Origin of the sequence: Psychromonas sp. MB-3u-54 (assembly GCF_002836415.1) — a bacterium.
Lineage (GTDB): Bacteria > Pseudomonadota > Gammaproteobacteria > Enterobacterales > Psychromonadaceae > Psychromonas.
This window is the reverse complement of sequence record NZ_PJBP01000119.1, coordinates 15,836-41,650: the sequence shown is the minus strand read 5'-3', so window position 1 is coordinate 41,650 and position 25,815 is coordinate 15,836. Positions and strand designations below refer to the sequence as shown.

Here is a 25,815-nt window from a genome sequence, read left to right as displayed (position 1 = left end):
CTGTTTTAGAGACAATTTATTTTGGGCTTTTTTGCTTAAAATGCAACAGCTTTTTATTGAAACGACTGGTAGGAAGGTTATAAGAGTAAGAACAAGCCAAGTATTTTTTTACTTATTATAAAAAATACTCAGCTTAATGATAATTGCTAATAACTATTATTAAGCAACTATTTTCTTTTCAATCAACGATTCAATACGTTCAAACTCAGACAAACCGTGACGCTCTTCAAGTATCGCATTCAAACAGGATTTTACTTTTAATTCATGCTCTTCTAGCGTCTTTTTAATGGCGAATGAAGTTAGCGTTTCGATAATTTTCAGATCACCTAACTGACTAGCAGATAGTTGAATCTCTTCGATTGTCTTGTTTTGCATTTTTTTACCCTAATTTAATAATATTTGTTACCTTATATTTCACTCATCAGTGTAAAGATTCCGGAATCAGCATCTTTAACAGAAAGTGAAATCGTGACAGAGAAGGTTAACTCCCCGTGACTGAGGCAACAAAATTGCAACCCTTTGCAATTCATAGTTTTTACCCGGAGACATCCTGTCAAATTTTATAAATTTACCGCTTCCATCGATAACATTGGCATAAATTACACTACTCATTACACTATTGGAAGATGGACAATTTTCAGATTATTGAAAATAATCATAAAATTACGCACTTCGGCTTACCAGCAATATTTTTAAAAAGTTGTATTACATTGTTTTTAAAACATATTTAAGATGTTCGTTATGAGTCGATGATTTTATCCTGTTAAAATACCTTCACCTTTAACTTGCTTAATATTTCACCTATATATATTAAAATGTTGATTTTAACTTTAGGAAAAAGTGTTGCTATCGCCCCTCTTCCTTATCACCCGCCAGCAAAAAGATGACGATTGAATCGGCATGACGGACTTAAAAAGCACCGAAAAAGCAAACAGTGTGAGGTGTTAATTAATCAAATTCGCTTTAAATCTGGCCTGACAAAGTGGCTGATATTCGTAGCCCCCTCTTTTCTCCGTTCGCAAGGGCGTTATGCTGCTGATTATTGCTTTTGCATGCTTATTATCTATTTTCGAAACGAAGCCTTCTATTCTATATTTGTGCTGCGCAGAGCTTAGCCCCTTCATGACACTGCACTACGCCTTTCAGGTCATTGTCGTAAATTCCAACATTCAAATTTGTCACTTGCCGATTAAGTGACCTTGGACTGACTGGGTTATATAGATACCACGTAAAGGCCGGATATGTAAAAAAGAGATAAAAATTCATGAATAACATTGACCTTACCCTAAGGGTAATAGTTAAACTGTTTATGTTTTCTCCAATAAGTTAAGGATCTGTCATGACAAATTCATTCACGTTAAAACTGCCTGTCTATGGCATGAACTGTGCCGGCTGTGCAAGTCGACTGCAGTCTGCATTAAATGAGATAAAAGGGATCGAATCGCAAGTCAATTTTGCATTAGAAGCTGCGCGAATAAGTTTTGACCCGGAGCTTGATCATAAAAATACGCTCAATGCCATTATGGAACTGTTAGAGCAGAAAGGTTATCAAACAGATACTGAAACTATTCTCTTAACAGCCGAAGGTTGGAACTGCGCAAATTGCGCTAATACAACCACTAAGATGCTTAATGCGCAAACCTTAGTATTAAATGCTCAAGCTAATTTTGCGACTGAAAAAGTGCAGGTTCAAACGATCAGGGCAGCATTAAGCAAAACGGATATTGATACTTTTTCATCATTAATCCCCTACACTTTGAGTATTTCATCGAAACAAAACCTTAAAGCTGAAAATGCATTAAAAGTAGCAAAACAAAAATCCGCGGATAAAAAAGCGCTGCTCACCTTAACGCTCTCTATTTTGCTGAGCCTGCCCTTTTTGGTGAACATGATAAGCATGTTTTTTAACAACCCTATCTCCCTGTTACCTGCCTGGTTAGAATTTACCTTAGCCACCCCGGTACAATTTATTATCGGCGCCCGTTTTTATAAGGGGGCATGGCTTAGTTTAAAAAACTACAGTACCAATATGGATGTATTAGTTATACTGGGAACCAGTTCCGCCTATTTTTACAGTTTAGTTATTTTTTTAGGCAGCTTAAATCAGCCTCTTTATTTTGAATCAAGTGCCATGGTCATCACTCTTGTGACTCTGGGTAAATATTTAGAGCATCGCGCCAAACAAAGTACAACCAGTGCAATTAACGCATTGGCCGCATTACGTCCGGATACGGCCAAGGTTAAAAAAGGCAAAATTTTTATTGATGTTAATATTGATGAAGTGCAACTTGGGGATTTAGTACAAGTCGCGATTGGCGAAAAAGTCGCCGTCGATGGCTTAGTCATTGAAGGTCAAAGTTACCTGGATGAATCTTTATTAACCGGTGAGAGTAAGCCGGTCATAAAACAGAATAATGATCCGGTCATTGCAGGCAGTATTAACGGTGAGGGAGTGTTATTAATCAAAACAACGGCAGTGGGAGAATCCACCAGCCTCAGTAAAATCATTTCCTTGGTTGAAAATGCACAAATGAGTAAAGCCCCTATTATGCAACTGGTTGATAAAATCAGTGCTATTTTTGTGCCCGTTGTTTTGCTTATTGCGACAATCACATTTTTAATCTGGTATCTGTTGATCGGTGATTTTCAACAAGCCTTAATCAGTGCCGTCGCCGTCTTAGTTATCGCCTGCCCCTGTGCACTCGGCCTTGCTACGCCCACGGCTGTGGTTGTCGGCACCGGCGTTGCAGCGCAAAAAGGAATATTGATTAAAGATATCAATACGCTGCAAAAAGCCTATAAATTACAAACCATTATCTTTGATAAAACCGGTACATTAACGCAGGGAAAAGGTAAAATAAGTGCTATTTATAGCGTAAATCAAGATGATAACACTCTGCTGAGTTTGTTAAATTCCCTGCAAACGGGCAGTAAACATCCCATTGCCAATGCCATTAAAAATCACTGTGAAAAAAAAGCCATCAGCCACTTAGACGCGAGTGAGGTACAAGCTATCGGGGGCCAGGGTATTCAGGGAACCGTTTCAGGAAAATTGTTAGTCGCGGGCAATCTTAGTTTGATGAATCATTTTTCGGTTAAGTTGCCGGAAGGCTTAGTCGATAAGCAAAAAGCAGCCACGGGCAGTATTGTCTATGTCGCATCCGATGGGGTGTTTTTAGGCTATGTCAGTATCGAAGATACACTTCGCCCGGAAAGCGCCGAAGCAATTCAACAACTGCAGGGCCGGGGCTTAGAGACAATAATGCTGAGTGGCGATAAAAAAAGTGTGGTTGAGCATATCAGTCAACAACTGCAGATGAACAGCAGTTTTGGCGAATTAAAACCTAAGCAGAAACTTGAAAAGTTAACCCTTTTACAAAACAGTAAACAAGTTGCAATGGTGGGAGACGGGGTGAATGATGCACCGGCGCTTGCGCAAGCCGACGTAAGTATCGCAATGGGCACCGGCAGTGATGTGGCCAAAGAAAGTGCCTCTATCACCCTGATGCGCAATGACCCGCGTTTAGTGGCGTTAGCGATTGATATATCTAAAGCCACCTGGCGTAAAATACAGCAAAATCTCTTTTGGGCATTTATTTTCAATACGGTCGCTATTCCGGCAGCAGCCTTAGGTTATTTAAATCCAGCTATCGCAGGCGGTGCAATGGCTTTGTCGAGTATTACCGTATTAAGCAACTCTTTACTGTTAAAACGTTTTAAATAAAGTATTTATGCTGTTATCTATCCAATAGGATAGGATAGGATAGATAACAGGCAGATGGTTAATTAAAAATTTCACCTCATTTCAACAAGCAGTAACGGGCACTTTATGTTATCTATCGGTCAAGCAGCAAAAGTAACGGGGTTATCGGTTAAATCAATCCGCCATTATGAACAAATAGGTTTGATCCCTCACCCGCCACGCAGTGAAAATGATTACCGTTGTTACCCGGAATCGTTAATCAAACGTTTAGATTTTATTAAAAGAACCAAAGAGGCAGGTTTTAACTTAAAGGAGAGCAAAGCATTATTGTTATTATCTGAAAATAAAACCCGCAGCAGCGCAGATGTAAAAGCAATTACATTGCAAAAAATAGAAGAGTTACAGCACCGGATAGATCAACAACAAATTTTATTAAACAGCCTGAAAGAAATTTCCAAACAGTGCCATGGTGATGAAAATGCCCAGTGTGCGATCATTGATGCCTTTGTTAAAGAATAAAGGTTAAAGATTAAAACCTAAACAAAAGCCCCTTTCGCTGAAAATAAAGCTAAAGGGGCTGTTATTTCAAACGCGTTATGCGTTTCTTAATCTTTCGGCTTCGGCTTCAGCCTCGACCCCTAATTTATGAAGACGTAATTCTTCATCTTTATCACCCGCCTTAGGATCATTAAACACATCAATGTCCATTTCACCCTCGGATTTAGCGACAATACAGGTAACAACACAGTCGCCCGTAATATTAACAGCCGTACGGATCATATCTAACAATCTGTCGACACCCATAATAATCGCAATCCCCTCAACCGGCAGACCCACTTGATTAAGTACCATCGCCAGCATGATCAGTCCAACACCGGGTACACCCGCTGTGCCAACAGATGCAAGTGTTGCAGTGAGTATCACCGCACCGTAATCAGCTAACGACAAATCAATATTAAAGGCTTGTGCGATAAAGACAGTCGCAACCCCCTGCATAATAGCAGTGCCATCCATATTAATGGTAGCGCCCAGCGGCACCGTAAATGAGGCCACTTTATTAGAAATACCTAAATGCTTAGTGGCGGTTTCAAGGGTGACAGGAATAGTTGCATTTGATGATGCCGTTGAAAAAGCAAAGGTGATAGCCGTTTCCATTTTCTTTAAAAAGGTGATGGGATTAAGACCGGTAAAGACTTTAAAGCAAATACCGTAGGTGATTAAACCATGCAGCAATAAGGTCGCAGAAAGCACTAAAAAGTAACTTAATAAATTACTAATCGCATCTAATCCGATTTCCGTAAATAATTTCGCCATCAGGAAAAACACACCGTAGGGTGCAATATTCATTAACATCACAACCAGCTTCATGATCACGTCATTAAGATCAACAAAAAAAGCTGCGATACGCGCACCGGGTTTACCGGAAGCACTGACAGCGATACCAAACAAAATAGCAAAAACAATAATTTGTAAGGTGTTGCCCTCGGCCATAGCATTAACGGGATTGGTAGGGAACATGTTAATAATAACAGAGGATAATGAAGGCGCTTCCGATGATGCGTAACTGGTTGCGCTGGAAAGATCAATACCAACACCGGGTTCAAAGATATTACCCATAATAATTGCGAAAGTAATAGCAATCGCGGTGGTCATCAGATAAAAAGCAACGGTTTTCCCGCCCAAACGCCCCAGAGTTGAAATATCTTTTAATGAACTGGTTCCGCAGACTAATGATACAAAAATAAGCGGCACCACTAACATTTTCAAGCTGGCGATGAATATTTTCCCGCCCACTTCAAAGAATCCATTCACAATATATTCATTAACAAACACATTATCAGCTGCAAATGTACGGATTAAAAAACCCGTCATAATACCAATAAACATCCCCAGTAGAACACGTTTAGTGAGCGACATTTTTTGTTTTTTTTCTGTCATGTTAACTCCTTGTCGATTAATTATTATTGTCGGCAAATATGCCCTGTTATAGACTAAAGACATTGATTAATTGTTAATTGTTAATTGTTAATTGTTAATTGTTAATTCTCTCAGCATTAAATAAGTGTCACAAAATAAAATGATTGTATTAGAGGGCGCTATAAAAGACCTTTAAAGCCACTAATACAAGTGCGCCCTGTTATCCCTTAGTTAATAATGCCCCATTGATTGACACATTTTCAGCCGCTTTTGCTGGTAACCTTATTGTCACCTCCCTTTTTTAATTATTATTTGAGAGTACGCAATAAAAAATGTCACCTTTAAAATAAAATATAGAAGCAGTTATATTGTTTAAGCAATTTTTTATCAGCATTGTCAGCGCTTATTTTAAAAATACAGCCGATAACTCACCACGCAGCCTGCCTGTCACATTAAAGAAATTAACAGGTTGTTTTTGCTGGAAAAGAATAAGCAGGAACAATTTTTATGAACGGCTAAAGAAATGCAGAAAAAAGTATAAACAATCTGCTCTTTTTAGATAAGTCTGGCATTTTTTGCGTACTTAAAATGACCTTTACATGACGGGTATTGATCGAGGGTATTGCCATCACAGACGTACTGGGAGAGACAGTTATATCCTCACCGTCAAATTAAGTGGTCGCAATATAGCAGTTTATAAGGGAAAAGATCAGAATAAATTATTAAAGGAAGTAATAAACTGGCAGTGCTGTATGAAAAACAACCCAGAACAACCTAAAAACGCAAGCAATTGAAAAATAAGCCTTAGAATTGGCTTTCAGAGGTAAATGGGCAGATTAGCCGTTATTTTAGAATAAAGACTTTCTTGGATAATAACCGGCCATTAACAATAACCGATAAGTGATGCATGCCGGGGTAGTATTTGCGGGTTGATATTTTTTTAAAATCAAACTGCTTAGAGACTTGTTTACTGTTTGTGGTGATAGTTGATTCTGAAATTTGGAAAATTTTAGCGGCTAAACTGCCATTTTTTTTCATAAAATCAATTGCAAATTCAACACGTAATTTTCCTAATGCAACCTGGCTGCTTAGGTTAAATGAAAAGAGTAATTTCCCCCCCATTATGACAACATCATCCACTTTAAAGGCGTTGATTTTTATGTTTTCAGGTTGGTGGAAGCCAAATAAGGATAATATAATAGGATTTGCCTGCTTTAATAATCCCCGGCAGGCATGTTTAACCAGTCGCTGCCTGTTAGCAAGATTGTTGTTATTAACGTTATATTTTTCCCGTAACCAGCGTTGCGCAACCTTTATAACAACAGCCGGATTATCCTTGCTAATATCATTCAGGTTGTTGGCCACACTGCGACGTACATATTCGCTATGATCATCTTTTAATTGTTCAAGAATGATTAACAAGGGCTGCGGATCTTTTTTAAATTCAGATAACGCGAAGGCCCAGGGCAGACGCGGCCGGCAACCTTCCGATGCAAGGCGCCGCACATGTTCATTATCGGATTGGCTCCAGATAAACATCTGTGCCATCATCGCCTCGGGGTATTTAAGGATAAAGGGCCGGACAGCGTACTCTGCGCTTGAGTAACGAGTAAAAAATTCAAGCGCCTGCAGCGACGTCTGGTAATTTTCCAAGCCATATTTTTCAACAAAATCAGGAAAAAAAAGCGCCTCTAAACCGCCAAATCGGGGGGCTATTTTTTTCAAAATGACGATGCTTTGCTCAAAAGGCGCGGGCAAAAAAAGATGCAGGGCATGGGTGATGGTTCTGATACGCGCCTTCAACGCTTTATCGTCCCACTTTGCATCAAATATAAATTCTTGAAAGGAAATACAACAAAAGTCGGGATAAACCGCTAAAAGTTGATCGGCAAGATCAATAATAAAGACCTTGCTATACACATTTTTTAACGGTTCAGCCATCGTATTTCCTCAGGATTGGTTTATCTTTCGTGGTTAATGTTTGTCATGCATTCACAGCACACGCTCTCCAAAATAGAATACGCAGAATTCACCTTCCTGCATTCTGGTCCAGCGTTCATTATTAGTTAACGGACGGGTCGTAATAACAGTGACTACATCGTCGGGTGATGTTTCTTCATTGAAGTCGATCACCATATCCTCATCAATCAGCCGCGCTTTGCCAAAGGGGGCTCGACGCGTTATCCAGGAGAGATTATTAGTGCAATAACACATGACATATTCGCCATCACTTAAGAGCATATTAAAAACGCCCATTTCACGTAGGGTATCCGCATAACCCGCCACTTTTTTAAACATCGCCAACATATCAGCCGGCTCAGTTGAATAATTCTGCCGTAATTGATCCAAAATCCAGCAAAAAGCACGTTCACTGTCGGTTTGTCCAACGGGGATATCATGTCCCATCTGCAGCGCTTCAGACCCCGTTAGTTGACCATTATGGGCATAAGTCCAGTTTTTCCCCCACAATTCACGAATAAAGGGGTGGGTATTTTCTAAACTTACAGCACCTCTGTTCGCCTGACGAATGTGACTGATCACAGATTTACTTTTGATCGGATACTCTTTTACTAATTTTGCGACGGGAGAATGGCAACTGGGAGTGGGATCTTTAAAGCTACGGCAACCTTTACCTTCGTAAAAAGTAATTCCCCAACCATCCCTATGCGGGCCAGTTTCCCCCCCCCGCTTTATCAAGCCGCTAAAACTGAAACAAATATCAGTGGGCACATTTGCGCTCATTCCTAATAATTCACACATTTATAAATCCTATTCTCTATTAATTCGATTGCGGCTTTGGCATGAAACTTTATTTACTTAACATTCAAATACTGACATCATTTTACAACCTAAAGCAAAATAGTCTCTTTCCTTATCCTTTGATCCAAAAAATATATTTGATTAAGATTAAAGGCTGAAAATTTGATGCTATCTTTAAAATTTAAAAAGAAGAGTCGCGTTTAAGCCATTTTCTTTTCGATTAAATAAATCAAAATATGGATAATCTTAATATGAACCTCTTGGATACGATCGGCATAACCAAAATGGGGAACGCGGATCTCAACATCAGCAAGCCCCGCCATTTTGCCGCCATCTTTACCGGTTAACGCAATAACAGAAATACCTTTTGATTTTGCCGTCTCGATTGCTTTTAATATATTTTTAGAATTACCACTGGTTGATAAGCAAAATAATACATCACCTTTGCGCCCGACGCCCTCCAGATAACGCGCAAAAATCGCATCATAACCGTAATCATTGCCAACACAGGAAATGTGACTTGGATCTGAAATAGCAATAGCCGGATAAGCGGGTCGATGCTCACGGTATCGCCCAGTCAACTCCTCTGCAAAATGCATTGCGTCACAATGTGAACCGCCATTACCGCAGGCAAGCACTTTACCGTCATTTTTAAAAGAGTCAGCGAGCAAAGTGGCCGCTTTTTCAATGTTTTTTAAGTTTTGCTCGTCGGCTAAAAATGCCTGTAATACCTTTTCAGCTTCTAATAGTTCAGCTTTAATCATTGCTAGATTCATCATGTCTCTTCTTATTTTATTTTTATTCAGAGCAAAAAATGCATTAATACAGAATAGATCTTTACCCAAGCTGTTTCAAGATGCAGAAATCATCAGGTTGAAAGCTGATAAACCGAAGCCGTGAAGTTGAAGAATAATTTTAAATCAATGCATCACAACGTCGAAGAGAGTTTTTGCCCTACGGGAGGTTGGGTATGCGCTTATTTTTACACAGTTGCCAGAGTGATAACAGCACCTTCATAGGGTAAATGTGAAATTAAACTGACAACAACTGAGTAGATACAAAATAAAGTAAAAAACCAGATAACTATTATGTGGCAGGTTCAATTTTTAAGTGTCACTTACCAGTTTTTACCTAAAGAGAAAAATGCCCTAATGTCATTTCCCTTATTACGATCCAGAGCAACACCAGAACCAACACCAAAAACGGCAGGTCCAAAACTCGTGTCTGTTCCTAAAAACAAACTGCCGGAGGTAATTAACGCATCTATTTTAACGCTGTCATTTATCCCCCAGACATTACCCATTTCCAAACTTCCCCTCAGGTCATAGGGTAAATGTGAAATTAAACTGACAATAACTGAGTAGATACAAAATAAAGTAAAAAACCAGATAACTATTATGTGGCAGGTTCAATTTTTAAGTGTCACTTACCAGTTTTTACCTAAAGAGAAAAATGCCCTAATGTCATTTCCCTTATTACGATCCAGAGCAACACCAGAACCAACACCGAACACGGCAGGTCCAAAACTCGTGTCTGTTCCTAAAAACAAACTGCCGGAGGTAATTAACTCATCTATTTTAACGCTGTCATTTATCCCCCAGACATTACCCATTTCCAAACTTCCCCCCAAGTATAACGGTAAACCTGCATTGCCAAAGATTGACCGCCCTAGATCATATTGATAAACCGCCGCAGCGAATACTTTATGCGCACCGATGAACTCATCTTTATGGTAGCCGGAAAGATTTAAAAAACCACCCAACTCCGAAGCCCGTATAGTAAAATCATCATCACTTAATACTGTTGCAAGAGAGGTGACACCCACAAAAGTATGCTGTCTCACTCCCACGGCACCACGCCAATCAAAATTAATTTCAAGTGAGGAATTTTCTGTATTGTCTAAAAATGGGTGAGCATATTGATCCTTGCGCAAATAAAAATCGAGTGATAATTTATTACCCTGGGTTGGAAAATTAATACTATTGAGATTATCAAAACCGAATGACAGATAAGTACCCATTGAATAATAATCAAGGACATCGTAGGCCGAGTCTTCAAAATTCATTTGACCAATTTCAGCTAATACGCCCATTTCTGAGATGCCGTTATCCGTGTAAGAATTCCCCAGCCCAAGACTGAATTGTCCATAATGATAGGTTAATGCAGGTCTGCTGTTATTCTGTGTAAACCGACCCGGTGCATATTTTTCCTGCCTATATTGCACACGTGCACGGCTAAAATAATCATGATCTGTGTCTAAAGGTTGATAAAACTCAGTTGCCAGCAGCGACTCCCAACCTAAAGAAACCTCATTTTTCCACTGTCCGCCATTGTCGGTGATATCGGTCAGGATGTAAGCGATATCCAATGACACTTGAGAATCACTTGAAAAATCCCCTTGCCAGCTAAAGCCAAAATGCAAATAATTTGGGCCCCATGACTTCGCTCTGGTTTTTATGACTAAGATACGTCCGGCATTCGCATCAATAAATTCAGCATTAACCGTGTCAAATATGTCTAATGCATAGATCCGTGAAATGGCATCGTCTAATTTTTCTTTGCTGACCAGATCACCCACACTGATCCCCAACTGTCGTTCAATAATCTCCACTGCGACATCAGAATCATTTTCATATTGAATACCGACAACCGGCCGCGATGCGGCTTTTATCCACTGCTCTTTTTTTAGATTTTTGTCCCGAGTGTATTGTGAATATTGCTTATCATCGAGACTTAATGATTGTATTTTATGCTTATTTTCAAGTGCAGATTTTTTACCTAAGGCCATTGCTACAGACATCTGAGAAAAATCGCTGGTGCTTAACGCGCCGATATCAGGTCGAATCAACAGATCTTTTTCACCGAGCAGGTCTATTTGTCTTTTTGTGGTATTGATAGTTAATATGTTAGATAACTGATCCAGTACATCAATTGGAAGGTTAATCTCTTCCTGGGTTAACAAAGGGGAGCCGATATCAACAGCAATAATAATATCGGCCCCCATTAACTTAACCACATCAACCGGCATATTATTAACAATGGCACCATCCACAAGCTGCCGCCCATCGATCACCGTCGGCTCAACAACACCGGGTACAGTAGATGATGCTCTCATTGCCTGAACAAGACTGCCATGATTGAGTACCACAGTCTCAGCCGTGACAATATCAGCCGCCACTGCGCGATAGGGGATAGGTAAATCGTCAAAACTTTCAAATTCGCTGACCACCCCGGTTGAAAGCTTAAGCAGTTGAAATGCGGATTGACCGAGCAAAAGACCACTGGCGGTTTTCAGTGTGGCATCGCTATAACCCAGCCTCAGGGTAATATTATATTCATCACGTAACTGCTTGTCAGCATATTGCAAATCCTCGCGCGGTATAAAATCTGAAAAACCTTTATCCCAGTCGACATTGAACATAATATCTTCAATCTGATCGGCGTTATATCCCAGCGCATACAGCCCGCCGATATAAGCGCCGATACTGGTACCCGCAATAAAATCAATCGGCACATTATTGTTTTCTAAAACGTTTAAAATACCAATGTGCGCAGCCCCCTTCGCCCCTCCTCCACCTAAAACAAGCCCTATTTTAGGCCGAGTTTGAGGATCTGCAAAAGCCGTTAAAGACAGAAGGAGTGATAACAGCAATAAATAACGCACTATAAAGCTTCCTTGTGTTAGATTGTTAACCATTAGGTATTGCTGATGCCTGATAGCTTAGCAAGCCGACCCGATTAAAATGACAAAAAAAATGCTATCAGTATAAAGCATTCATTATTTTAGACTCAAATTACTTGAGAATGCAGGCATCTAGATCATCGAGTAGTTTGAGTATATTATTTTCTAATCACTGTAATTTCATCTTCTAAAATGAACCCTTTGTAATAGCTGCACGACTTTACATACTCACCTGATTTTTGGTATAACAGATAGATTGAAAATTGAAGAGCAAAACCTATGCATATATTAAATTTTGAAGCCTTTTTAATCGCGATAACGATTCTCACTTTAACACCGGGTTTAGACACTGCGCTGGTTATTCGCAATGCTAGCCGTTCAGGGGGAATCGACGGTTGTGTGACCAGTTTGGGTATCTGCCTAGGGCTGTTTATTCACGCGACATTATCAGCCGTGGGTATTTCAGCTATTTTGCTGCAATCGGCACAACTGTTTCAGGTAATGAAGTGGTGTGGTGCAGCATATTTAATCTGGCTGGGCTTCAGTAGTCTTAGAGCGACCTTTAAAGGGTCAGGCCGTCTTAATATAAGCACCTGCACTGGAGTTACTTTTGACCCTAAACGTTCTCTTCGTGAAGGTTTTTTATCTAACGTACTTAACCCCAAAACGGCCATTTTCTATCTTGCTTTTTTACCGCAATTTATTAACCCCGATTACTCCCCCTTTGTACAGTCACTCACCTTGGCGGGTATTCATTTTTTAATTGCGATGGTCTGGCAATGCAGCTTGTCCGGCGCAATTAATTCTGCCAAAAACTGGTTAAAAAACACTTCTATTATGACCTGGATGGAGGGAGTAACGGGCACTGTACTGATTCTTCTGGGCATAAAACTATTAATGGATGATTCTGTAGTGTGATCAGTTCAACAAGAAAATTCCGCCAAAATGGGTTAAAAAACACATCTATTATATGACCTGGATGGAGGGTGTGACAGGCACTGTACTGATTCTTCTGGGCATAAAATTATTAATGGATGATTCAGTGGTGTGATCAATTCAAAAAAAATTATTAATGGATGATTCCGTGGGTTAATTAATGGAATTAGTCTTATGTTATCGGTAGGGTGCATTTCATGCACCGCAAGCAGTGGCAATCGGTGCGCGGAGCGCACCCTACGAGCTGCTTAAAAAACACTTCTATTATACGACCTGAATGGAGGATTTAACCGGCACTGTACTGATTCTCTTAGGCATAAAATTATTAATGAATGATTCAGGCGTTTAATATTGCGATAATCAATTGGCCAATAAAGCCGCTCCACGTACCCCACTGCTGTCACCAAATTGCGCAGGGACAATAGACACAGCTTGAATCCCTTTAAATAAAAAATGGGGTAAACGCTGCTGAAGATCGGCATAAAGACGTTTTATATTGGATAAACCGCCGCCAAGAACAATAATATCAACATCATAGGTCAACTGCAGATTTGCAAAACCACTACATAAAATATCAATAAATACTTGATAGACGTGCAGCGCTTGCGCGTCTTTGTCTGTGATCCGTTGTAAAAGTTGCTCGGCCTGCAGGTCTTCCTCTAAAAAATGTTGGCAAAGATTGCTTAATCCGGTGCCTGAAATGTAATGCTCTAAACAGCCATAAAGACCGCAATTGCACTGTTTTACAAACAGTCCATATTGGTTGACTAAATGGGCAGAAATCGGCATATGTCCCCATTCACCGGCAATCCCGCTTGCGCCACGGTACAATTTACCGTCAAGCACTAATCCGCCCCCCACACCGGTACCGAGTACCGCAGCAAATACTCTGCCGTTCCCCTGACCTGCGCCGGTTAATGCCTCACAAAGCGCAAAACAGCGGCTATCATTATCAATATTCACCTTTCTCTTGAGCTCTTTTTCCAAATCACGGGCGACGTACTGCCCGGTTAAGCAGGGGATATTGGAAGATATCTGTTTCGATGTATCCGTTTCCTGCACACCGGGCAGGCCGATACCGACACTGCCAATACAGGAATATTGCCTGTCTCTTTGACTTACCAGTTGGCAAATTGTTTGAATAAAATGCGGATAATTGTCACTTGGTGTGGCGACTCTGGCGGTATCTATCACCTTAAAATCCCGATCAAAGACCACAATTTCAATCTTAGTGCCTCCAATATCTAAGCCGTAACGCATGATTAATCCTTAACAGTCTATGTTTCGTAAAAACCGGCAAGCTGCCCTTTATTCATTGCGCCCGGCAGCTCATTTTGAAGATAATACATCTCATTAGAATCAATATAATGAGTGCAATGTAACAATAATTATTGGTATCCAATCCGCTTGCAGCCTACACTTTAGGTTGGTTAGGATTAGCGGGTTATATTCTAGCCCGTATTCTGCATAAGGTTAATATAAAATCGCCCCCTCAATAGATAAGTTGTCATTAATATTTTGACTGTTTCTATTTTAATTTATTTGCATAAATTAACACAGAGGCTGCCGTCACTGCTAACAATTTGAATAAGAGGTGAATTATGAAATACAAAAAAAACCTGTTCGCACTCTCTTTAACCACTTTACTGACGGCATGTAATAGCGGTAGTGATGACACAAAAATGGGCAAATTCAATCTTGCCGTATCCGATAATCCGGCTGACGCAAAAGTTGTTAATATTTCTTTTAAACAAGTTGTGCTTAAAAACTATAAAGGCGCTATCTCTTTTGATGTTTCCGAAGACGGCGGATTAAAAAATGTCGATCTGATCAAAGTTCAAGGAAGCGAAATGGAAGTGCTAGTCAGCGGGCAATCTATTCCGGTGGGTGAATACCAGATGTGTATCTACATGGAAAAAAATGAGGACCCAAATAATGAGACTAGTTCATATGTTAAGACAATGAATGGCAGTATTGCCGGACTGACAACTAACAGCAAGGGTTCCTGTGGTGGCGTTGGAGCTGAAGATTCGAATACAGGCCGTTTGTTTATTAATAAAAAATTTACCATAGCAGCAGGCAGTAACAATTTTGTAGCAGAATTTGATTTATTGAAAATTATGCAGGGTCCTAAAGGCAATAAAGATTATTGGACCCTTAAACCAACGGGCATTGAATTGATTAACTTATCTGATGTTGGCAGTATCTCCGGTGAAATCAGCATAAATACAAGCATCGACTGTAGGGAAAACGCTGGACACGCCGTATATTTATACCCAAGCGACACATCCTTGGCTAACATGTCTGACTTTAGAGGTAATGTAGTTGCACCTGCAATAGCACCCATCGCTTCTGCTCGGGCCAATGCGATTAATGACGATATCACTCAAGGGTATAACTATGAGTTCGGTTTTGTGGTTGCCGGCAGCTATAGCTTAGGTTATACCTGTACAGCACAGAATGATGATCCGGAACTGGCGAATGAAGAGAATTTTTTCATTCATTCAGCTAGAGAGCCAATAGACGTCACAGCAGAAAACCCAACAACTGTCGCTACTTTTTAGCCGGTTTAGTAAATCAGATCTTAAGTAATAGTAAAAAAGGACGGTACAATTAAATTGTACCGTCCTTTTTTTATAGCACTATTTTTACTGGCACGCTTTTTATTGTCTGATTACGGATTAAGCGAATAACATCTTACTGATAGTGCGCACACCGTGGCCTTTACCACCCGTTGCCCACAAACCATTTGCACTCAGCTGATAACTGCCCGAGAGATCAAAATGTACCCAATTTGATTGTGGTTTAATAACAAAATTAGCTAAAAATGCCGTCGCAGTTGAAGCGCCAGCCATGCCCTCGGCACTGTGAATATTTGCAATATCGGCAAATGAGGAGCTAATTTGCTGGAGATGAAACTCTTCAAAGGGTAAACGCCACAGTAATTCATTTTCCTCCTGAGCACAGCGACTTGCGAGCTCGGCCAGTTGATCATCCATGCTTAATACACAGTTATAATCACGCCCGACAGCCATTTTAGCGGATCCGGTTAAGGTTGCCGCATCAATAATAATTTGCGCGTTATCTTCCTGCGCTGCAATCAGACCGTCGGCCAACACTAAACGCCCCTCAGCATCACTGTTTAACACTTCAACCGTTACGCCATTCTTATAAGTGATCACATCGCCCAATTTATAGGCATGACCGCTGACCAAATTTTCTGCGCAGCACAGGTATAATTTAACCCGCTTATTTAAGCCGTTAACAATAGCCAGTGCTAATGCGCCGGTGAGCGTCGCAGCTCCGCCCATATCACTCTTCATGATGGCCATCGAACCGCTCGGTTTTAAACTATAACCACCTGAATCAAAAGTAATCCCTTTACCGACTAAAGCATAGTCAACGGCTGCGTCAGGATCACCCGTTGGATTAAAATCCAGTTGTAACATACAGGGCGGACGCTCACTGCCTCGACCAACCTGATAAATTCCCTGATAGTTTTCTATTAATAAGTCTTCACCTTCGATTATATGATGGGCAATGGTGACACCTTCAGGTAAAACAGATTCTATTAATTTAACCGCTTTCTCACAAAGTACATTAGGCGCTAAAGCTTCGGGCCCAAGATTAATCGTTTCACGTACCCATTCAACAATATCTTTTTGCGCCGTAAGGCTTTGTAACTGACTTGGATCTAATTCAGAAAAATCTACATTGGCGCCTTTTTTGGCATTATAAAAACCCTGTAAAAATGCCCAACGCAGCTCCCTATCCCAGAGGTCACCATTTAATTTAATACCTTCAAGCGACATATTATCTAACTTGCGAGCCGCTGTTTGAACCTGCTGGAATAAGGGTTTATCTTTATTTAAATGGATAGTTGCATAACCCTCGGAAAAACTCAGCAGAGCCCCCTTCCCCCAGATTGTCGACGCCGCTGCAAAACTTAAAGAAACCGAAAAAACATGGCTCATATGATTACCTTTTCAAAAAACAAAAACGCAAGCCGAAGCTTGCGTTTTTAAAAATGATTAAATTAAATTTCATCAATCCAGCATTGCTGTACGGCCTCTAAAATCCGCTCGCTACAATGGTTAGGATCATCATCAAAATCATCGAGACTCAAAATCCACTCACGCAACGCAGTAAAATGCAGTTGGGTTGGATCTTGCTTTGGGTATTTATCAATCAAAGCTAACGCTATTTCTAAAGAATCTATCCATTTGAATGTCATGTTTATTTCCTCATTAGAGTTAAATACAGCTTAGTCTGATATTAAGAATGACTTTCTGACACCATATTAACGGTATATTTAGGAATTTCTACTACTAAATCTTTGTTTGTTACGCAGGCCTGGCAGCTTAAGCGGGAGTCAGGCTCAAGTCCCCATGCTTTATCTAACATGTCATCTTCCAGCTCATCACTTTCTTCAAGCGACTCAAAGCCTTCTCGAACGACAACATGACAGGTAGTGCAAGCACAGGATTTTTCACAGGCATGTTCAATATGAATGTGGTTTTTTAAGGCAATATCTAAAATAGTCTCGCCTTCTTTAACTTCAATCACTAAACCATCAGGACATAACTCTTCATGGGGTAAAAATATTACTTTTGGCATATTAATTGTACCTTCTATCTTTTAAATTAATTAGACGGACTAAATTTGCTCTACTGAGCGACCCGTTAATGCGCTTTTGATTGATGAATCCATACGTAATGATGCGTAGTGATCAGTTAGTTTATCAATCGCTTCAAGTGCTTCTTTAATGGCATGAACATCATCGCCTTTCGCAATTTTAGCAAGCACATTAATATTATCTTTAATGACTTGATATTCATCTAAGTCAAGCAGCTCAGCACCATCTTTATCAAGTGCCGCTTCAAGATTTTCAATAACACGCTTCACTTCAACTTTTTGCTCAATTAACGTACGCGCCTGCATATCTTTTTCAGCAAAGGTCATGGAATCAGTTAACATCTCCATCACCTGCTCATCGCTTAAACCATAGGAAGGCTTGGCTTCTATGGATGCATGCACCCCAGAAGATTTTTCCATTGCATTAACACTTAATAAACCATCCGCATCAACTTGAAAAGTTACTTTAATATGTGCTGCACCTGCCGCCATTGGCGGAATACCTGTTAATACAAACCGCGCTAAAGAACGGCAATCAGCGACCATTTCTCGCTCGCCTTGTAAAACATGGATTAACATGGCGGTTTGACCGTCTTTAAAGGTAGTAAACTCCTGCGCACGAGCAACGGGAATAGTAGTATTACGGGGTATGACTTTTTCAACTAACTCGCCCATGGTCTCTAAACCCAATGAGAGAGGCAGTACATCCAATAATAGCATTTCTGAATCAGGTTTGTTACCGACTAAAATGTCGGCCTGGATGGCAGCGCCAATAGCAACCACTTTATCGGGATCAATATTGGTTAGCAGTTCCTTTTTAAAGTAATCAGCCACTTTCTCACGCACTAACGGGACGCGCGTTGAACCACCCACCATAACAACTTCCGCTATTTCATCGAGGTTGATTTCAGCATCTCTGACTGCCCGCTTACAGGCACGTAATGTTTTTTGAACCAATTTTTCAATCAGCCCATCAAAAGTGTTTTTATCAAGCGTGCCTGACCACTGCACAGTATTAAGTTTAATCTCAACCTGTTGTTTATCGCTTAACTGCTGTTTGCTGGCGCGAGCAACCTGTAATAACTCTTGTTGTAATTGCGGCGATATTTCACCGGTAATACTGGCTTCAGATTTAATCCAGTTGACAATGGTCAAGTCAAAATCATCACCACCAAGGGCCGTATCACCACCCGTAGCAAGTACTTCAAAAACCCCAGCATGCAGACGCAAAATAGAGATATCAAAAGTTCCGCCCCCTAAATCATAAACGGCAATCACGCCCTCTTGCCCGGAATCAAGTCCATAGGCAATGGCCGCAGCAGTAGGCTCGTTTAATAAACGTAAAACATGTAAACCTGCCAAACGTGCGGCATCTTTTGTGCCTTGACGTTGTGCATCGTCAAAATAAGCAGGCACTGTGATGACAACGCCATCAAGCTCTCCCTGCATACTTTCCGCTGCACGCAGGCTTAATGCTTTTAAAATTTCACTTGAAGCCTGAACCGCATTTATTGCACCTGCTCTGGTGTCAATTTGCGCCAAACCACTTTCGTGAGCGCTAAGCTGGTAGGGAAGATGAGTTTTATCCAAATCGGCTAATGTCTTGCCAATCAGTCGTTTAACGGAAACTAATGTATTTAAGGGATCCGTTAAAAGGTGTTGCCGTGCATCATGACCGACGCTTATCTGCGTATCGCCCTGATCATCTTTTTCACCGTAGTGCACAACGGATGGCAGCATATCTTGTTGCTGATGGTCGACTAATGTAACAGCCCCACCACTACGAACAGTTGCAACCAATGAATTGGTTGTACCTAAATCGATACCAGCCGCTAATTTATGCTGGTGAGGCGCTGCAGATAAACCGGGCTCTGCAATTTGAAGTAATGCCATCGTTTAATATCCTGTTTTCTAGTGTGATACCAAAATAATTAATGAAGTAATCAATGAGTACAAAGGAAAAATAAGCACTAACAAGACGCGAGTTGGATTGGATCGTTATTCTCACTTCACAAATCCTATGCAAGGATTTTGAACAGCTTTAGCTGACCACGAAGTGGTGAAGAACAGGATCTTCTAAATAAAACTCATCACGCAGTTAGGGATAATTTTAACCAGCAAGGGTGATCACCTTTTTAGTTCTTTTGGTATTAGTATTAATCGAATAATTTTTCTTCGATTAAAGCTAATTCAATTTGAAGTTTGAGCATAAATTTTAATTGTCTGATGCTGTTCGCCGTTGCTTCCAATTCATCATTTTGAAGTTGCACTTCTATCTTTGACTCTAAGTCTGCGACCTGCTGCTGTAATTGCAGTGCAAATTCATCAATTTTATCTTGATCGTCTTCTGTAAATGCAGCGATACTTTCACGCCATTCCATCTGCTGCACCAGAAAAGCAGTATCTTGTAATGTTTTTTGTTCTAAAGCGATATCCAGACCTGCCAATAACAGCAAATATTGTGCACGTAAGCAACTGTTTTTTAATGTCTGATAAGCATCATTTATTTCTGTACTTTTCTGCATTGCGCGCAGACGTTCACTGTCGCTTTTCATCACAAATTTATCAGGATGAGTTTGCTTTTGCAGTTCGCGGTAAGTTTCAGATAATCGGGCTTGATCAATTGGAAATATAACCGGAAGAGAAAATAGATCGAAGTAATTCACAATAGTTCCCTAAAAAAAAGAGGAAAAATGTAAACATAATTCCTCAGTAAAAATACGATTTATCAGTATAACGGGTTAAAGGCTTAAATTTAAGTGTTAGACACTAAAACTTTCACCGCAACCACACTCACCGTCTATATTAGGGTTATTAAATTCAAAGCCTTCATTTAGGCCTTCTTTAACAAAATCTAATTCAGTACCGTCGATATACAGGAGACTTTTTTTATCTACAATGACTTTGACGCCTTTATCAATAAATACTTCATCGTCATCATTAAGCACATCAACGAATTCAAGTACATAAGCCATACCTGAGCAACCCGATGTTTTAACCCCTAACCGTAAACCAATCCCTTTACCGCGATTAGATAGAAAAGCAGCAACATGTTTTGCGGCTGGTTCTGTCATTGTGATAGCCAAAATTGACTCCAGTTATTAATTCAAATATTTAATATTGGCAAATATCATCAAGATGATACCTGCCAAACCGCTTTTATGCGTTCGGATGTTTACTTTTATAATCAGTAATTGCCGCTTTAATAGCATCTTCAGCAAGAATAGAACAGTGAATTTTCACTGGCGGTAAAGCAAGCTCTGCTGAAATTTGAGTGTTAGAAATCGTGGCCGCTTGATCGAGCGTTTTACCTTTGACCCATTCAGTCACTAAAGAGCTCGATGCTATTGCGCTACCGCAACCATATGTTTTGAATTTAGCATCTTCAATCAGACCATTCTCACCAATTTTAAGCTGTAGTTTCATTACATCACCACAAGCAGGTGCGCCGACCATGCCGGTTGCAACGCTTTGATCATCTTTGTCAAATGAACCAACGTTACGTGGGTTTTCATAATGGTCTATTACTTTTTCGCTGTAAGCCATGATAGTTATCCTTTTAGTCTTTTATCTAATATCGTTTGTGAATGTAATTTAGTGTTCGTTCTCTTTGATAACAGTACAATGCTTCTTTTAAAACCTTGTACTATTATCTAAAAAGCTCAATCAAATCGATTAATGTGACCACTCGATACTCTTGATATCGATGCCTTCTTTATACATATCCCATAAAGGAGACATATCACGTAACCGTCCAATATTTTTACGAATAATATTAATTGCGTAATCAATTTCTTCTTCCGTAGTGAAACGGCCGATACTGAAACGAATTGAACTATGTGCCAATTCATCATCACGGCCTATCGCACGTAAAACATAAGAAGGCTCTAAACTTGCTGAGGTACATGCACTGCCTGAAGAGACCGCTAAATCTTTAAGCGCCATCACCAAAGACTCACCTTCAACATAGTTAAAACTAATATTGATATTACCCGCAACACGGTTTTCTAAAGAACCGTTGACGTACACTTCTTCCATATCATTAACGCCGTTTAATAAACGCGTTCTTAATACCAAAATACGTTCGTTATCAGACGCCATCTCTTCCTTGGCAATACGGAAAGCTTCGCCCATTGCCGCTATTTGGTGTGTCGGCAATGTACCACTGCGCATACCACGTTCATGTCCGCCACCGTGCATTTGCGCTTCTAAACGCACACGAGGTTTACGACTGACGTATAATGCGCCAATGCCCTTAGGACCGTAAATTTTATGCGCTGAAAATGACATTAAGTCCACTTTTAAAGCTTGGGTATCAATCTCTATTTTGCCGGCACTTTGCGCCGCATCAACATGAAAGATAGTTTTATTTGCGCGACACAGTTCGCCAAATGCGGCGATATCTTGAATAACACCAATTTCATTATTAACGTGCATCAAACTAACCAGAACAGTGTCTGGACGTAATGCCTCTTCTAATTGTTGTGGTGTTACTATGCCATCTTCCTTAGGATCAAGGTAAGTTACTTCGTAACCTTCACGTTCAAGCTGACGACAAGTGTCTAATACGGCTTTATGCTCAGTTTTTGCGGTAATGATGTGCTTGCCTTTTTTAACATAAAAATGCGCGGCACCTTTAATAGCAAGATTATTTGATTCTGTCGCGCCGGAGGTGAATACAATTTCGCGAGGATCTGCACTGATTAAATCTGCGATTTGTTCACGAGCGATATCTACCGCTTCCTCTGCATGCCAGCCAAAACGATGCGAACGGGAAGCCGGATTACCGAACTCGCCGCCAGGAGTTAAATATTGCATCATTTTTTCTGCAACACGTGGGTCAACCGGTGTGGTTGAAGAGTAATCAAGGTAAATTGGTAATTTCATTTGTATCTCCACTGTGACAGCTGAACGTATTAGTGTGACTTAACGTTTAGCTTTTCAGTTTGGTTAAATTTATTATTTTGAATTCCAGAAATATGCTGCACATGCTCAGAGACCATTAATTCTTCAAGGGTAATGTTATCTAAAAAGGTACTGATGCGATCACTCAACTGAGCCCACAATGAGTGTGTCAAACATTGCACCCCATCTTCCGAACAGCCCCCTTTTCCGCTGCATTTTCTGACGTCTACAGACTCATTAACAGCATCAATAATCATTGCAACTGAGATTTGATGACGCTCTTTGCCCAGTTTATAACCACCACCCGGACCACGAACACTGCTCACCAATTCCTTTTTGCGTAATTTAGAAAAAAGCTGTTCGAGATATGAAAGAGATATCCCCTGGCGCGCCGAAATATCAGCTAATGGCACCGGTCCCGTATGCTCTTTAATAGCGACATCAATCATGGCGGTTACTGCATATCGCCCTTTTGAAGTTAATTTCATAATGCTTCACTTATATAGTGGGAAAATGAGATATAACAACACTTTCCGTGGACTTCATAGCGTCATTATAAATACCTGACAAAAATAGTCAAGTAAAAATACCTGACAAAAACAGTCAGGTACAAATCATCCACTTCAGGCGATTTTATTCTTTGTCTGCATCGATTGATTTATTAACTTCTTTTTCTGCTGAACCCACTGATTTTTGGACACTGCTTAAAATCCCCCGCCACATTCTCAGCTCTTTAACTTCGGGACGAGCGCGGTTGAAAAAGCGGCGCAATTTATTCATTACCAAGCCCGGATGGACAGGAACAATAAAGCCAGTATCCATTAAAGTTTGTTCGAGGTGGGTAAACAATCCTTCAATTTCTTCAGTAAGAGGATATTCCTGTTGCTGCTCAGGGTAAGACTTTGATGCCAAAAATTCCATGCGAATCTCATAGCTCAAAGTTTGTACTGCCATTGCTAAATTTAAAGAGCTATAGTCCGGATTTGCAGGAATAAACACATGAAAATGACACTTTTGCAGCTCATCGTTAGTCAAACCACTATTTTCACGACCAAACACTAACGCTACGGGGTGTTTATTTCCTTCTTCGACAACTTTTCGACCCATTTCACGAGGATCCAGCATAGGCCAGTCCAAAGTACGTGAGCGAGCACTTGCACCAATCACCAAACCACAATCAGCAATTGCCTCATCTAACGTATTGCAAACTTGATGATTTTTTAATACATCCGAAGCACCTGCAGAAAGTGCAATAGATTTTCCATCAATTTCGCATTCAGGCGTGACAAGTACTAGTTTTGTTAACCCCATTGTTTTCATTGCTCTTGCTGCACTGCCGACATTACCGGGATGAGAAGTGCCAATGAGTATAATGCGCACGTTTTCTAGCATTTGTATTCCTTTATGTTTAAGACGAATTTAAGTGCCCGAAGTTTACCACTAATTAAATTACAAAAAATAGTTCTATTAGCGCTGTTTATAGCAAAATAATTAATGAAGTAATCAATGATTGCAAAGGAAAAATTAGCATTAACAAAATTAGCACTAAAGTTGCATTCGATCGTTATTCTCCTTCACAAAAATCCTATGGAACTATTTTGAACAGCTTCAGCTGGCCACGAAGTGGTGAAGAACAGGACGTTCTGAATACAAAAAATAGTAGGGAACTATTTTGAACAGCTTCAGCTGGCCACGAAGTGGTGAAGAACAGGACGTTCTGAATACAAAAAATAGGAGGAAACTATTTTGAACAGCTTCAGCTGGCCACGAAGTGGTGAAGAACAGGACGTTCTGAATACAAAAAATAGTAGGGAACTATTTTGAACAGCTTCAGCTGGCCACGAAGTGGTGAAGAACAGGACGTTCTGAATACAAAAAATAGGAGGGAACTATTTTGAACAGCTTCAGCTGGCCACGAAGTGGTGAAGAACAGGACGTTCTGAATAAACTCACAACGCAGTTAGGGATAATGTTAACCAGCAAGGTTGAGCATCTTTTTAGTTCTTTTGGTATTAATTGTCTATTTTTGAGAATAAAACGGGTGATTTCCCTTAAAATTAAACACTTGCTCGAAAAATAAACAAGGCAAGATATTGCAGATTTATGTGATCTATGTATAATTCTGCGCCGAGGGAATCTCCCTTCAATGTTCTTTAAAATCTAATGGTGATCCAATGCATCCAATGTTAAATATTGCGATTCGTGCTGCCCGTAATGCAGGCAAAGTAATTGTTAAAGGCTACGAAAATTTAGAAGCCGTCGAAGTTGAAGAAAAATCGTTAAATGATTATGTCTCCAGCGTTGATAAAGAAGCGGAAGTTGCAATAATTGGTACTTTACGCAAATCATACCCCGACCACTGCATCATTGCAGAAGAGTCAGGTGCCGATGATGGTAAAGACAAGGATTACCAATGGATTATTGATCCGCTAGATGGTACAACTAACTTTATCCACGGTATCCCTCATTTTTCTGTTTCTATCGCATTAAAAATAAAAGGCCGTACTGAAGTGGGTGTTGTATTCGATCCAATTCGTAATGAACTATTCTCAGCAGTTAAAGGCCAGGGCGCTCAAATCAATGGTTACCGTACGCGTACTAATACAGTCGCAAAACTGCCTGGTACATTGTTAGCCACAGGTTTCCCTTTTAAGCAAAAATACCACACAGAAACATACTTAAATATCTTTAGAGATTTATTTATGGAGGTTGCCGATATGCGTCGTAGCGGCAGTGCTGCACTTGACCTTGCTTACGTTGCGGCAGGTCGTGTGGACGGATTCTGGGAATTTGGTTTAAAGCCTTGGGATATCGCTGCTGGTGAACTATTAGTTAAAGAATCTGGTGCAATGATGACCGACTTTAACGGTGGCAATGATCACATGAAATCCGGTAATGTTGTTGCAGCAAATCCAAAGCTGCTAAAAGAAATGCTGACGGTTATTCGTAAACATAACCTGTAATAGCAAAATAACGATTCAAAGAGATGCTAACGGTTACTGGTAAACATAATCTTTAACCTTAGCCTTTTTACAAAAACGCAAACACCCGTTTGCGTTTTTTTATGCCTGCAAAATAACGATTAAAATAGGTACTAGCGGGTATTAGTAAACAAAACAGCTAATTACAGTTAACTTTCCGGCAAGATAAAACTGCTATAACGTTTATTTTATAACCTAAATGACACTTATAATGACAATAGGTTGATCCACAACAAATTCACATCCGCTATTAATTGCAATTTAATCTCAACTACATATTATGAATATTCCGAATT

At 40.1% G+C, this 25,815-nt stretch carries 23 protein-coding genes; 5 read left to right on the top strand and 18 right to left on the bottom strand.

What is annotated here, in order from left to right; translation table 11 throughout:
• Nucleotides 1–159: 159 nt before the first annotated feature.
• On the bottom strand, nt 160–375 hold the full coding sequence (locus CXF72_RS07650; RefSeq protein ID WP_101038301.1) for a hypothetical protein: 216 nt from the start codon (nt 373–375) through the stop codon (nt 160–162).
• 964 nt (nt 376–1,339) lie between these two features.
• Here CXF72_RS07650 and CXF72_RS07640 point away from each other — a divergent pair.
• Together CXF72_RS07640 and CXF72_RS07635 are read left to right on the top strand one after the other, a co-directional pair.
• Entirely contained in the window at nt 1,340–3,724 is a 2,385-nt protein-coding gene (locus tag CXF72_RS07640) for a heavy metal translocating P-type ATPase (protein ID WP_101038297.1), read from the top strand.
• A gap of 105 nt (nt 3,725–3,829) precedes the next feature.
• Nucleotides 3,830–4,222 (top strand): MerR family DNA-binding transcriptional regulator, encoded by a 393-nt coding sequence (locus CXF72_RS07635; RefSeq protein WP_101038294.1) that lies wholly within the window; start codon nt 3,830–3,832, stop codon nt 4,220–4,222.
• 75 nt (nt 4,223–4,297) lie between these two features.
• On the opposite strand, the gene CXF72_RS07630 is transcribed toward CXF72_RS07635, so the two are convergent.
• From CXF72_RS07630 to CXF72_RS07605, 6 genes are all read right to left on the bottom strand, one after another.
• A complete protein-coding gene (locus CXF72_RS07630; RefSeq protein ID WP_101038292.1) occupies nt 4,298–5,641 on the bottom strand; it encodes a dicarboxylate/amino acid:cation symporter in 1,344 nt (447 codons plus the stop codon).
• 822 nt (nt 5,642–6,463) lie between these two features.
• On the bottom strand, nt 6,464–7,561 hold the full coding sequence (locus CXF72_RS07625) for a DNA alkylation repair protein (RefSeq protein ID WP_101038290.1): 1,098 nt from the start codon (nt 7,559–7,561) through the stop codon (nt 6,464–6,466).
• Nucleotides 7,562–7,612: 51 nt separating this feature from the next.
• A complete protein-coding gene (locus tag CXF72_RS07620; protein ID WP_101038288.1) occupies nt 7,613–8,380 on the bottom strand; it encodes a class II glutamine amidotransferase in 768 nt (255 codons plus the stop codon).
• A gap of 200 nt (nt 8,381–8,580) precedes the next feature.
• A complete protein-coding gene (lpcA, locus tag CXF72_RS07615; protein ID WP_101038286.1) occupies nt 8,581–9,156 on the bottom strand; it encodes a D-sedoheptulose 7-phosphate isomerase in 576 nt (191 codons plus the stop codon).
• Nucleotides 9,157–9,497: 341 nt separating this feature from the next.
• Nucleotides 9,498–9,683, bottom strand: a complete 186-nt coding sequence (locus CXF72_RS07610; RefSeq protein ID WP_101038284.1) for a hypothetical protein — start codon at nt 9,681–9,683, stop codon at nt 9,498–9,500.
• A gap of 123 nt (nt 9,684–9,806) precedes the next feature.
• A complete protein-coding gene (locus tag CXF72_RS07605; protein WP_101038282.1) occupies nt 9,807–12,044 on the bottom strand; it encodes a patatin-like phospholipase family protein in 2,238 nt (745 codons plus the stop codon).
• 297 nt (nt 12,045–12,341) lie between these two features.
• Between CXF72_RS07605 and CXF72_RS07600 the strand changes: the two genes are divergently transcribed.
• Nucleotides 12,342–12,980 (top strand): LysE family translocator, encoded by a 639-nt coding sequence (locus CXF72_RS07600; RefSeq protein ID WP_101038280.1) that lies wholly within the window; start codon nt 12,342–12,344, stop codon nt 12,978–12,980.
• Nucleotides 12,981–13,358: 378 nt separating this feature from the next.
• Here the strand turns inward: CXF72_RS07600 and CXF72_RS07590 are convergent, their stop codons facing one another.
• On the bottom strand, nt 13,359–14,258 hold the full coding sequence (locus CXF72_RS07590) for an ROK family protein (RefSeq protein WP_101038278.1): 900 nt from the start codon (nt 14,256–14,258) through the stop codon (nt 13,359–13,361).
• A 341-nt stretch (nt 14,259–14,599) separates the two neighbouring features.
• Here CXF72_RS07590 and CXF72_RS07585 point away from each other — a divergent pair, with 341 nt between their 5' ends.
• A complete protein-coding gene (locus CXF72_RS07585) occupies nt 14,600–15,562 on the top strand; it encodes a DUF4382 domain-containing protein (RefSeq protein WP_101038276.1) in 963 nt (320 codons plus the stop codon).
• Nucleotides 15,563–15,679: 117 nt separating this feature from the next.
• On the opposite strand, the gene pepB is transcribed toward CXF72_RS07585, so the two are convergent.
• From pepB to trmJ, 10 genes are all read right to left on the bottom strand, one after another.
• Entirely contained in the window at nt 15,680–16,972 is a 1,293-nt protein-coding gene (gene pepB / locus CXF72_RS07580; protein ID WP_101038274.1) for an aminopeptidase PepB, read from the bottom strand.
• Between the two features lie 62 nt (nt 16,973–17,034).
• Nucleotides 17,035–17,232, bottom strand: coding sequence for a Fe-S cluster assembly protein IscX (iscX, locus tag CXF72_RS07575; RefSeq protein ID WP_101038273.1), 198 nt, complete (start codon nt 17,230–17,232; stop codon nt 17,035–17,037).
• A 41-nt stretch (nt 17,233–17,273) separates the two neighbouring features.
• The gene (gene fdx, locus CXF72_RS07570; RefSeq protein ID WP_101038271.1) at nt 17,274–17,615 is read right to left on the bottom strand and encodes an ISC system 2Fe-2S type ferredoxin; all 342 of its coding nucleotides are present in this window, start codon (nt 17,613–17,615) and stop codon (nt 17,274–17,276) included.
• 39 nt (nt 17,616–17,654) lie between these two features.
• Nucleotides 17,655–19,526 carry a Fe-S protein assembly chaperone HscA gene (gene hscA, locus CXF72_RS07565; RefSeq protein WP_101038269.1) on the bottom strand — a complete coding sequence of 624 codons (1,872 nt, stop codon included), beginning with the start codon at nt 19,524–19,526 and terminating at the stop codon, nt 17,655–17,657.
• A 263-nt stretch (nt 19,527–19,789) separates the two neighbouring features.
• Nucleotides 19,790–20,299, bottom strand: coding sequence for a Fe-S protein assembly co-chaperone HscB (gene hscB / locus CXF72_RS07560; protein WP_101038267.1), 510 nt, complete (start codon nt 20,297–20,299; stop codon nt 19,790–19,792).
• Between the two features lie 96 nt (nt 20,300–20,395).
• Nucleotides 20,396–20,719: an iron-sulfur cluster assembly protein IscA gene (gene iscA, locus CXF72_RS07555; RefSeq protein WP_101038265.1), complete on the bottom strand. Its 324-nt coding sequence runs from the start codon at nt 20,717–20,719 to the stop codon at nt 20,396–20,398.
• A gap of 73 nt (nt 20,720–20,792) precedes the next feature.
• The gene (gene iscU / locus CXF72_RS07550; RefSeq protein WP_101038263.1) at nt 20,793–21,179 is read right to left on the bottom strand and encodes a Fe-S cluster assembly scaffold IscU; all 387 of its coding nucleotides are present in this window, start codon (nt 21,177–21,179) and stop codon (nt 20,793–20,795) included.
• Between the two features lie 129 nt (nt 21,180–21,308).
• Entirely contained in the window at nt 21,309–22,520 is a 1,212-nt protein-coding gene (locus CXF72_RS07545; protein WP_101038261.1) for an IscS subfamily cysteine desulfurase, read from the bottom strand.
• 29 nt (nt 22,521–22,549) lie between these two features.
• Nucleotides 22,550–23,026, bottom strand: a complete 477-nt coding sequence (iscR, locus tag CXF72_RS07540) for a Fe-S cluster assembly transcriptional regulator IscR (protein WP_101038259.1) — start codon at nt 23,024–23,026, stop codon at nt 22,550–22,552.
• Nucleotides 23,027–23,171: 145 nt separating this feature from the next.
• Nucleotides 23,172–23,930, bottom strand: coding sequence for a tRNA (cytosine(32)/uridine(32)-2'-O)-methyltransferase TrmJ (gene trmJ, locus CXF72_RS07535; protein ID WP_101038257.1), 759 nt, complete (start codon nt 23,928–23,930; stop codon nt 23,172–23,174).
• Nucleotides 23,931–24,712: 782 nt separating this feature from the next.
• Between trmJ and suhB the strand changes: the two genes are divergently transcribed.
• A complete protein-coding gene (gene suhB, locus CXF72_RS07530; RefSeq protein ID WP_101038255.1) occupies nt 24,713–25,501 on the top strand; it encodes an inositol-1-monophosphatase in 789 nt (262 codons plus the stop codon).
• Nucleotides 25,502–25,815: the final 314 nt, after the last annotated feature.

Bases quoted from the DNA above. Each gene is read 5' to 3' on its own strand.
- CXF72_RS07650 (WP_101038301.1), bottom strand. From the start codon at position 375: ATGCAAAACAAGACAATCGAAGAGATTCAACTATCTGCTAGTCAGTTA.
- CXF72_RS07640 (WP_101038297.1), top strand. From the start codon at position 1,340: ATGACAAATTCATTCACGTTAAAACTGCCTGTCTATGGCATGAACTGT.
- CXF72_RS07635 (WP_101038294.1), top strand. From the start codon at position 3,830: ATGTTATCTATCGGTCAAGCAGCAAAAGTAACGGGGTTATCGGTTAAA.
- CXF72_RS07630 (WP_101038292.1), bottom strand. From the start codon at position 5,641: ATGACAGAAAAAAAACAAAAAATGTCGCTCACTAAACGTGTTCTACTG.
- CXF72_RS07625 (WP_101038290.1), bottom strand. From the start codon at position 7,561: ATGGCTGAACCGTTAAAAAATGTGTATAGCAAGGTCTTTATTATTGAT.
- CXF72_RS07620 (WP_101038288.1), bottom strand. From the start codon at position 8,380: ATGTGTGAATTATTAGGAATGAGCGCAAATGTGCCCACTGATATTTGT.
- lpcA (WP_101038286.1), bottom strand. From the start codon at position 9,156: ATGAATCTAGCAATGATTAAAGCTGAACTATTAGAAGCTGAAAAGGTA.
- CXF72_RS07610 (WP_101038284.1), bottom strand. From the start codon at position 9,683: ATGGGTAATGTCTGGGGGATAAATGACAGCGTTAAAATAGATGCGTTA.
- CXF72_RS07600 (WP_101038280.1), top strand. From the start codon at position 12,342: ATGCATATATTAAATTTTGAAGCCTTTTTAATCGCGATAACGATTCTC.
- CXF72_RS07590 (WP_101038278.1), bottom strand. From the start codon at position 14,258: ATGCGTTACGGCTTAGATATTGGAGGCACTAAGATTGAAATTGTGGTC.
- CXF72_RS07585 (WP_101038276.1), top strand. From the start codon at position 14,600: ATGAAATACAAAAAAAACCTGTTCGCACTCTCTTTAACCACTTTACTG.
- pepB (WP_101038274.1), bottom strand. From the start codon at position 16,972: ATGAGCCATGTTTTTTCGGTTTCTTTAAGTTTTGCAGCGGCGTCGACA.
- iscX (WP_101038273.1), bottom strand. From the start codon at position 17,232: ATGACATTCAAATGGATAGATTCTTTAGAAATAGCGTTAGCTTTGATT.
- fdx (WP_101038271.1), bottom strand. From the start codon at position 17,615: ATGCCAAAAGTAATATTTTTACCCCATGAAGAGTTATGTCCTGATGGT.
- hscA (WP_101038269.1), bottom strand. From the start codon at position 19,526: ATGGCATTACTTCAAATTGCAGAGCCCGGTTTATCTGCAGCGCCTCAC.
- iscU (WP_101038263.1), bottom strand. From the start codon at position 21,179: ATGGCTTACAGCGAAAAAGTAATAGACCATTATGAAAACCCACGTAAC.
- CXF72_RS07545 (WP_101038261.1), bottom strand. From the start codon at position 22,520: ATGAAATTACCAATTTACCTTGATTACTCTTCAACCACACCGGTTGAC.
- iscR (WP_101038259.1), bottom strand. From the start codon at position 23,026: ATGAAATTAACTTCAAAAGGGCGATATGCAGTAACCGCCATGATTGAT.
- trmJ (WP_101038257.1), bottom strand. From the start codon at position 23,930: ATGCTAGAAAACGTGCGCATTATACTCATTGGCACTTCTCATCCCGGT.
- suhB (WP_101038255.1), top strand. From the start codon at position 24,713: ATGCATCCAATGTTAAATATTGCGATTCGTGCTGCCCGTAATGCAGGC.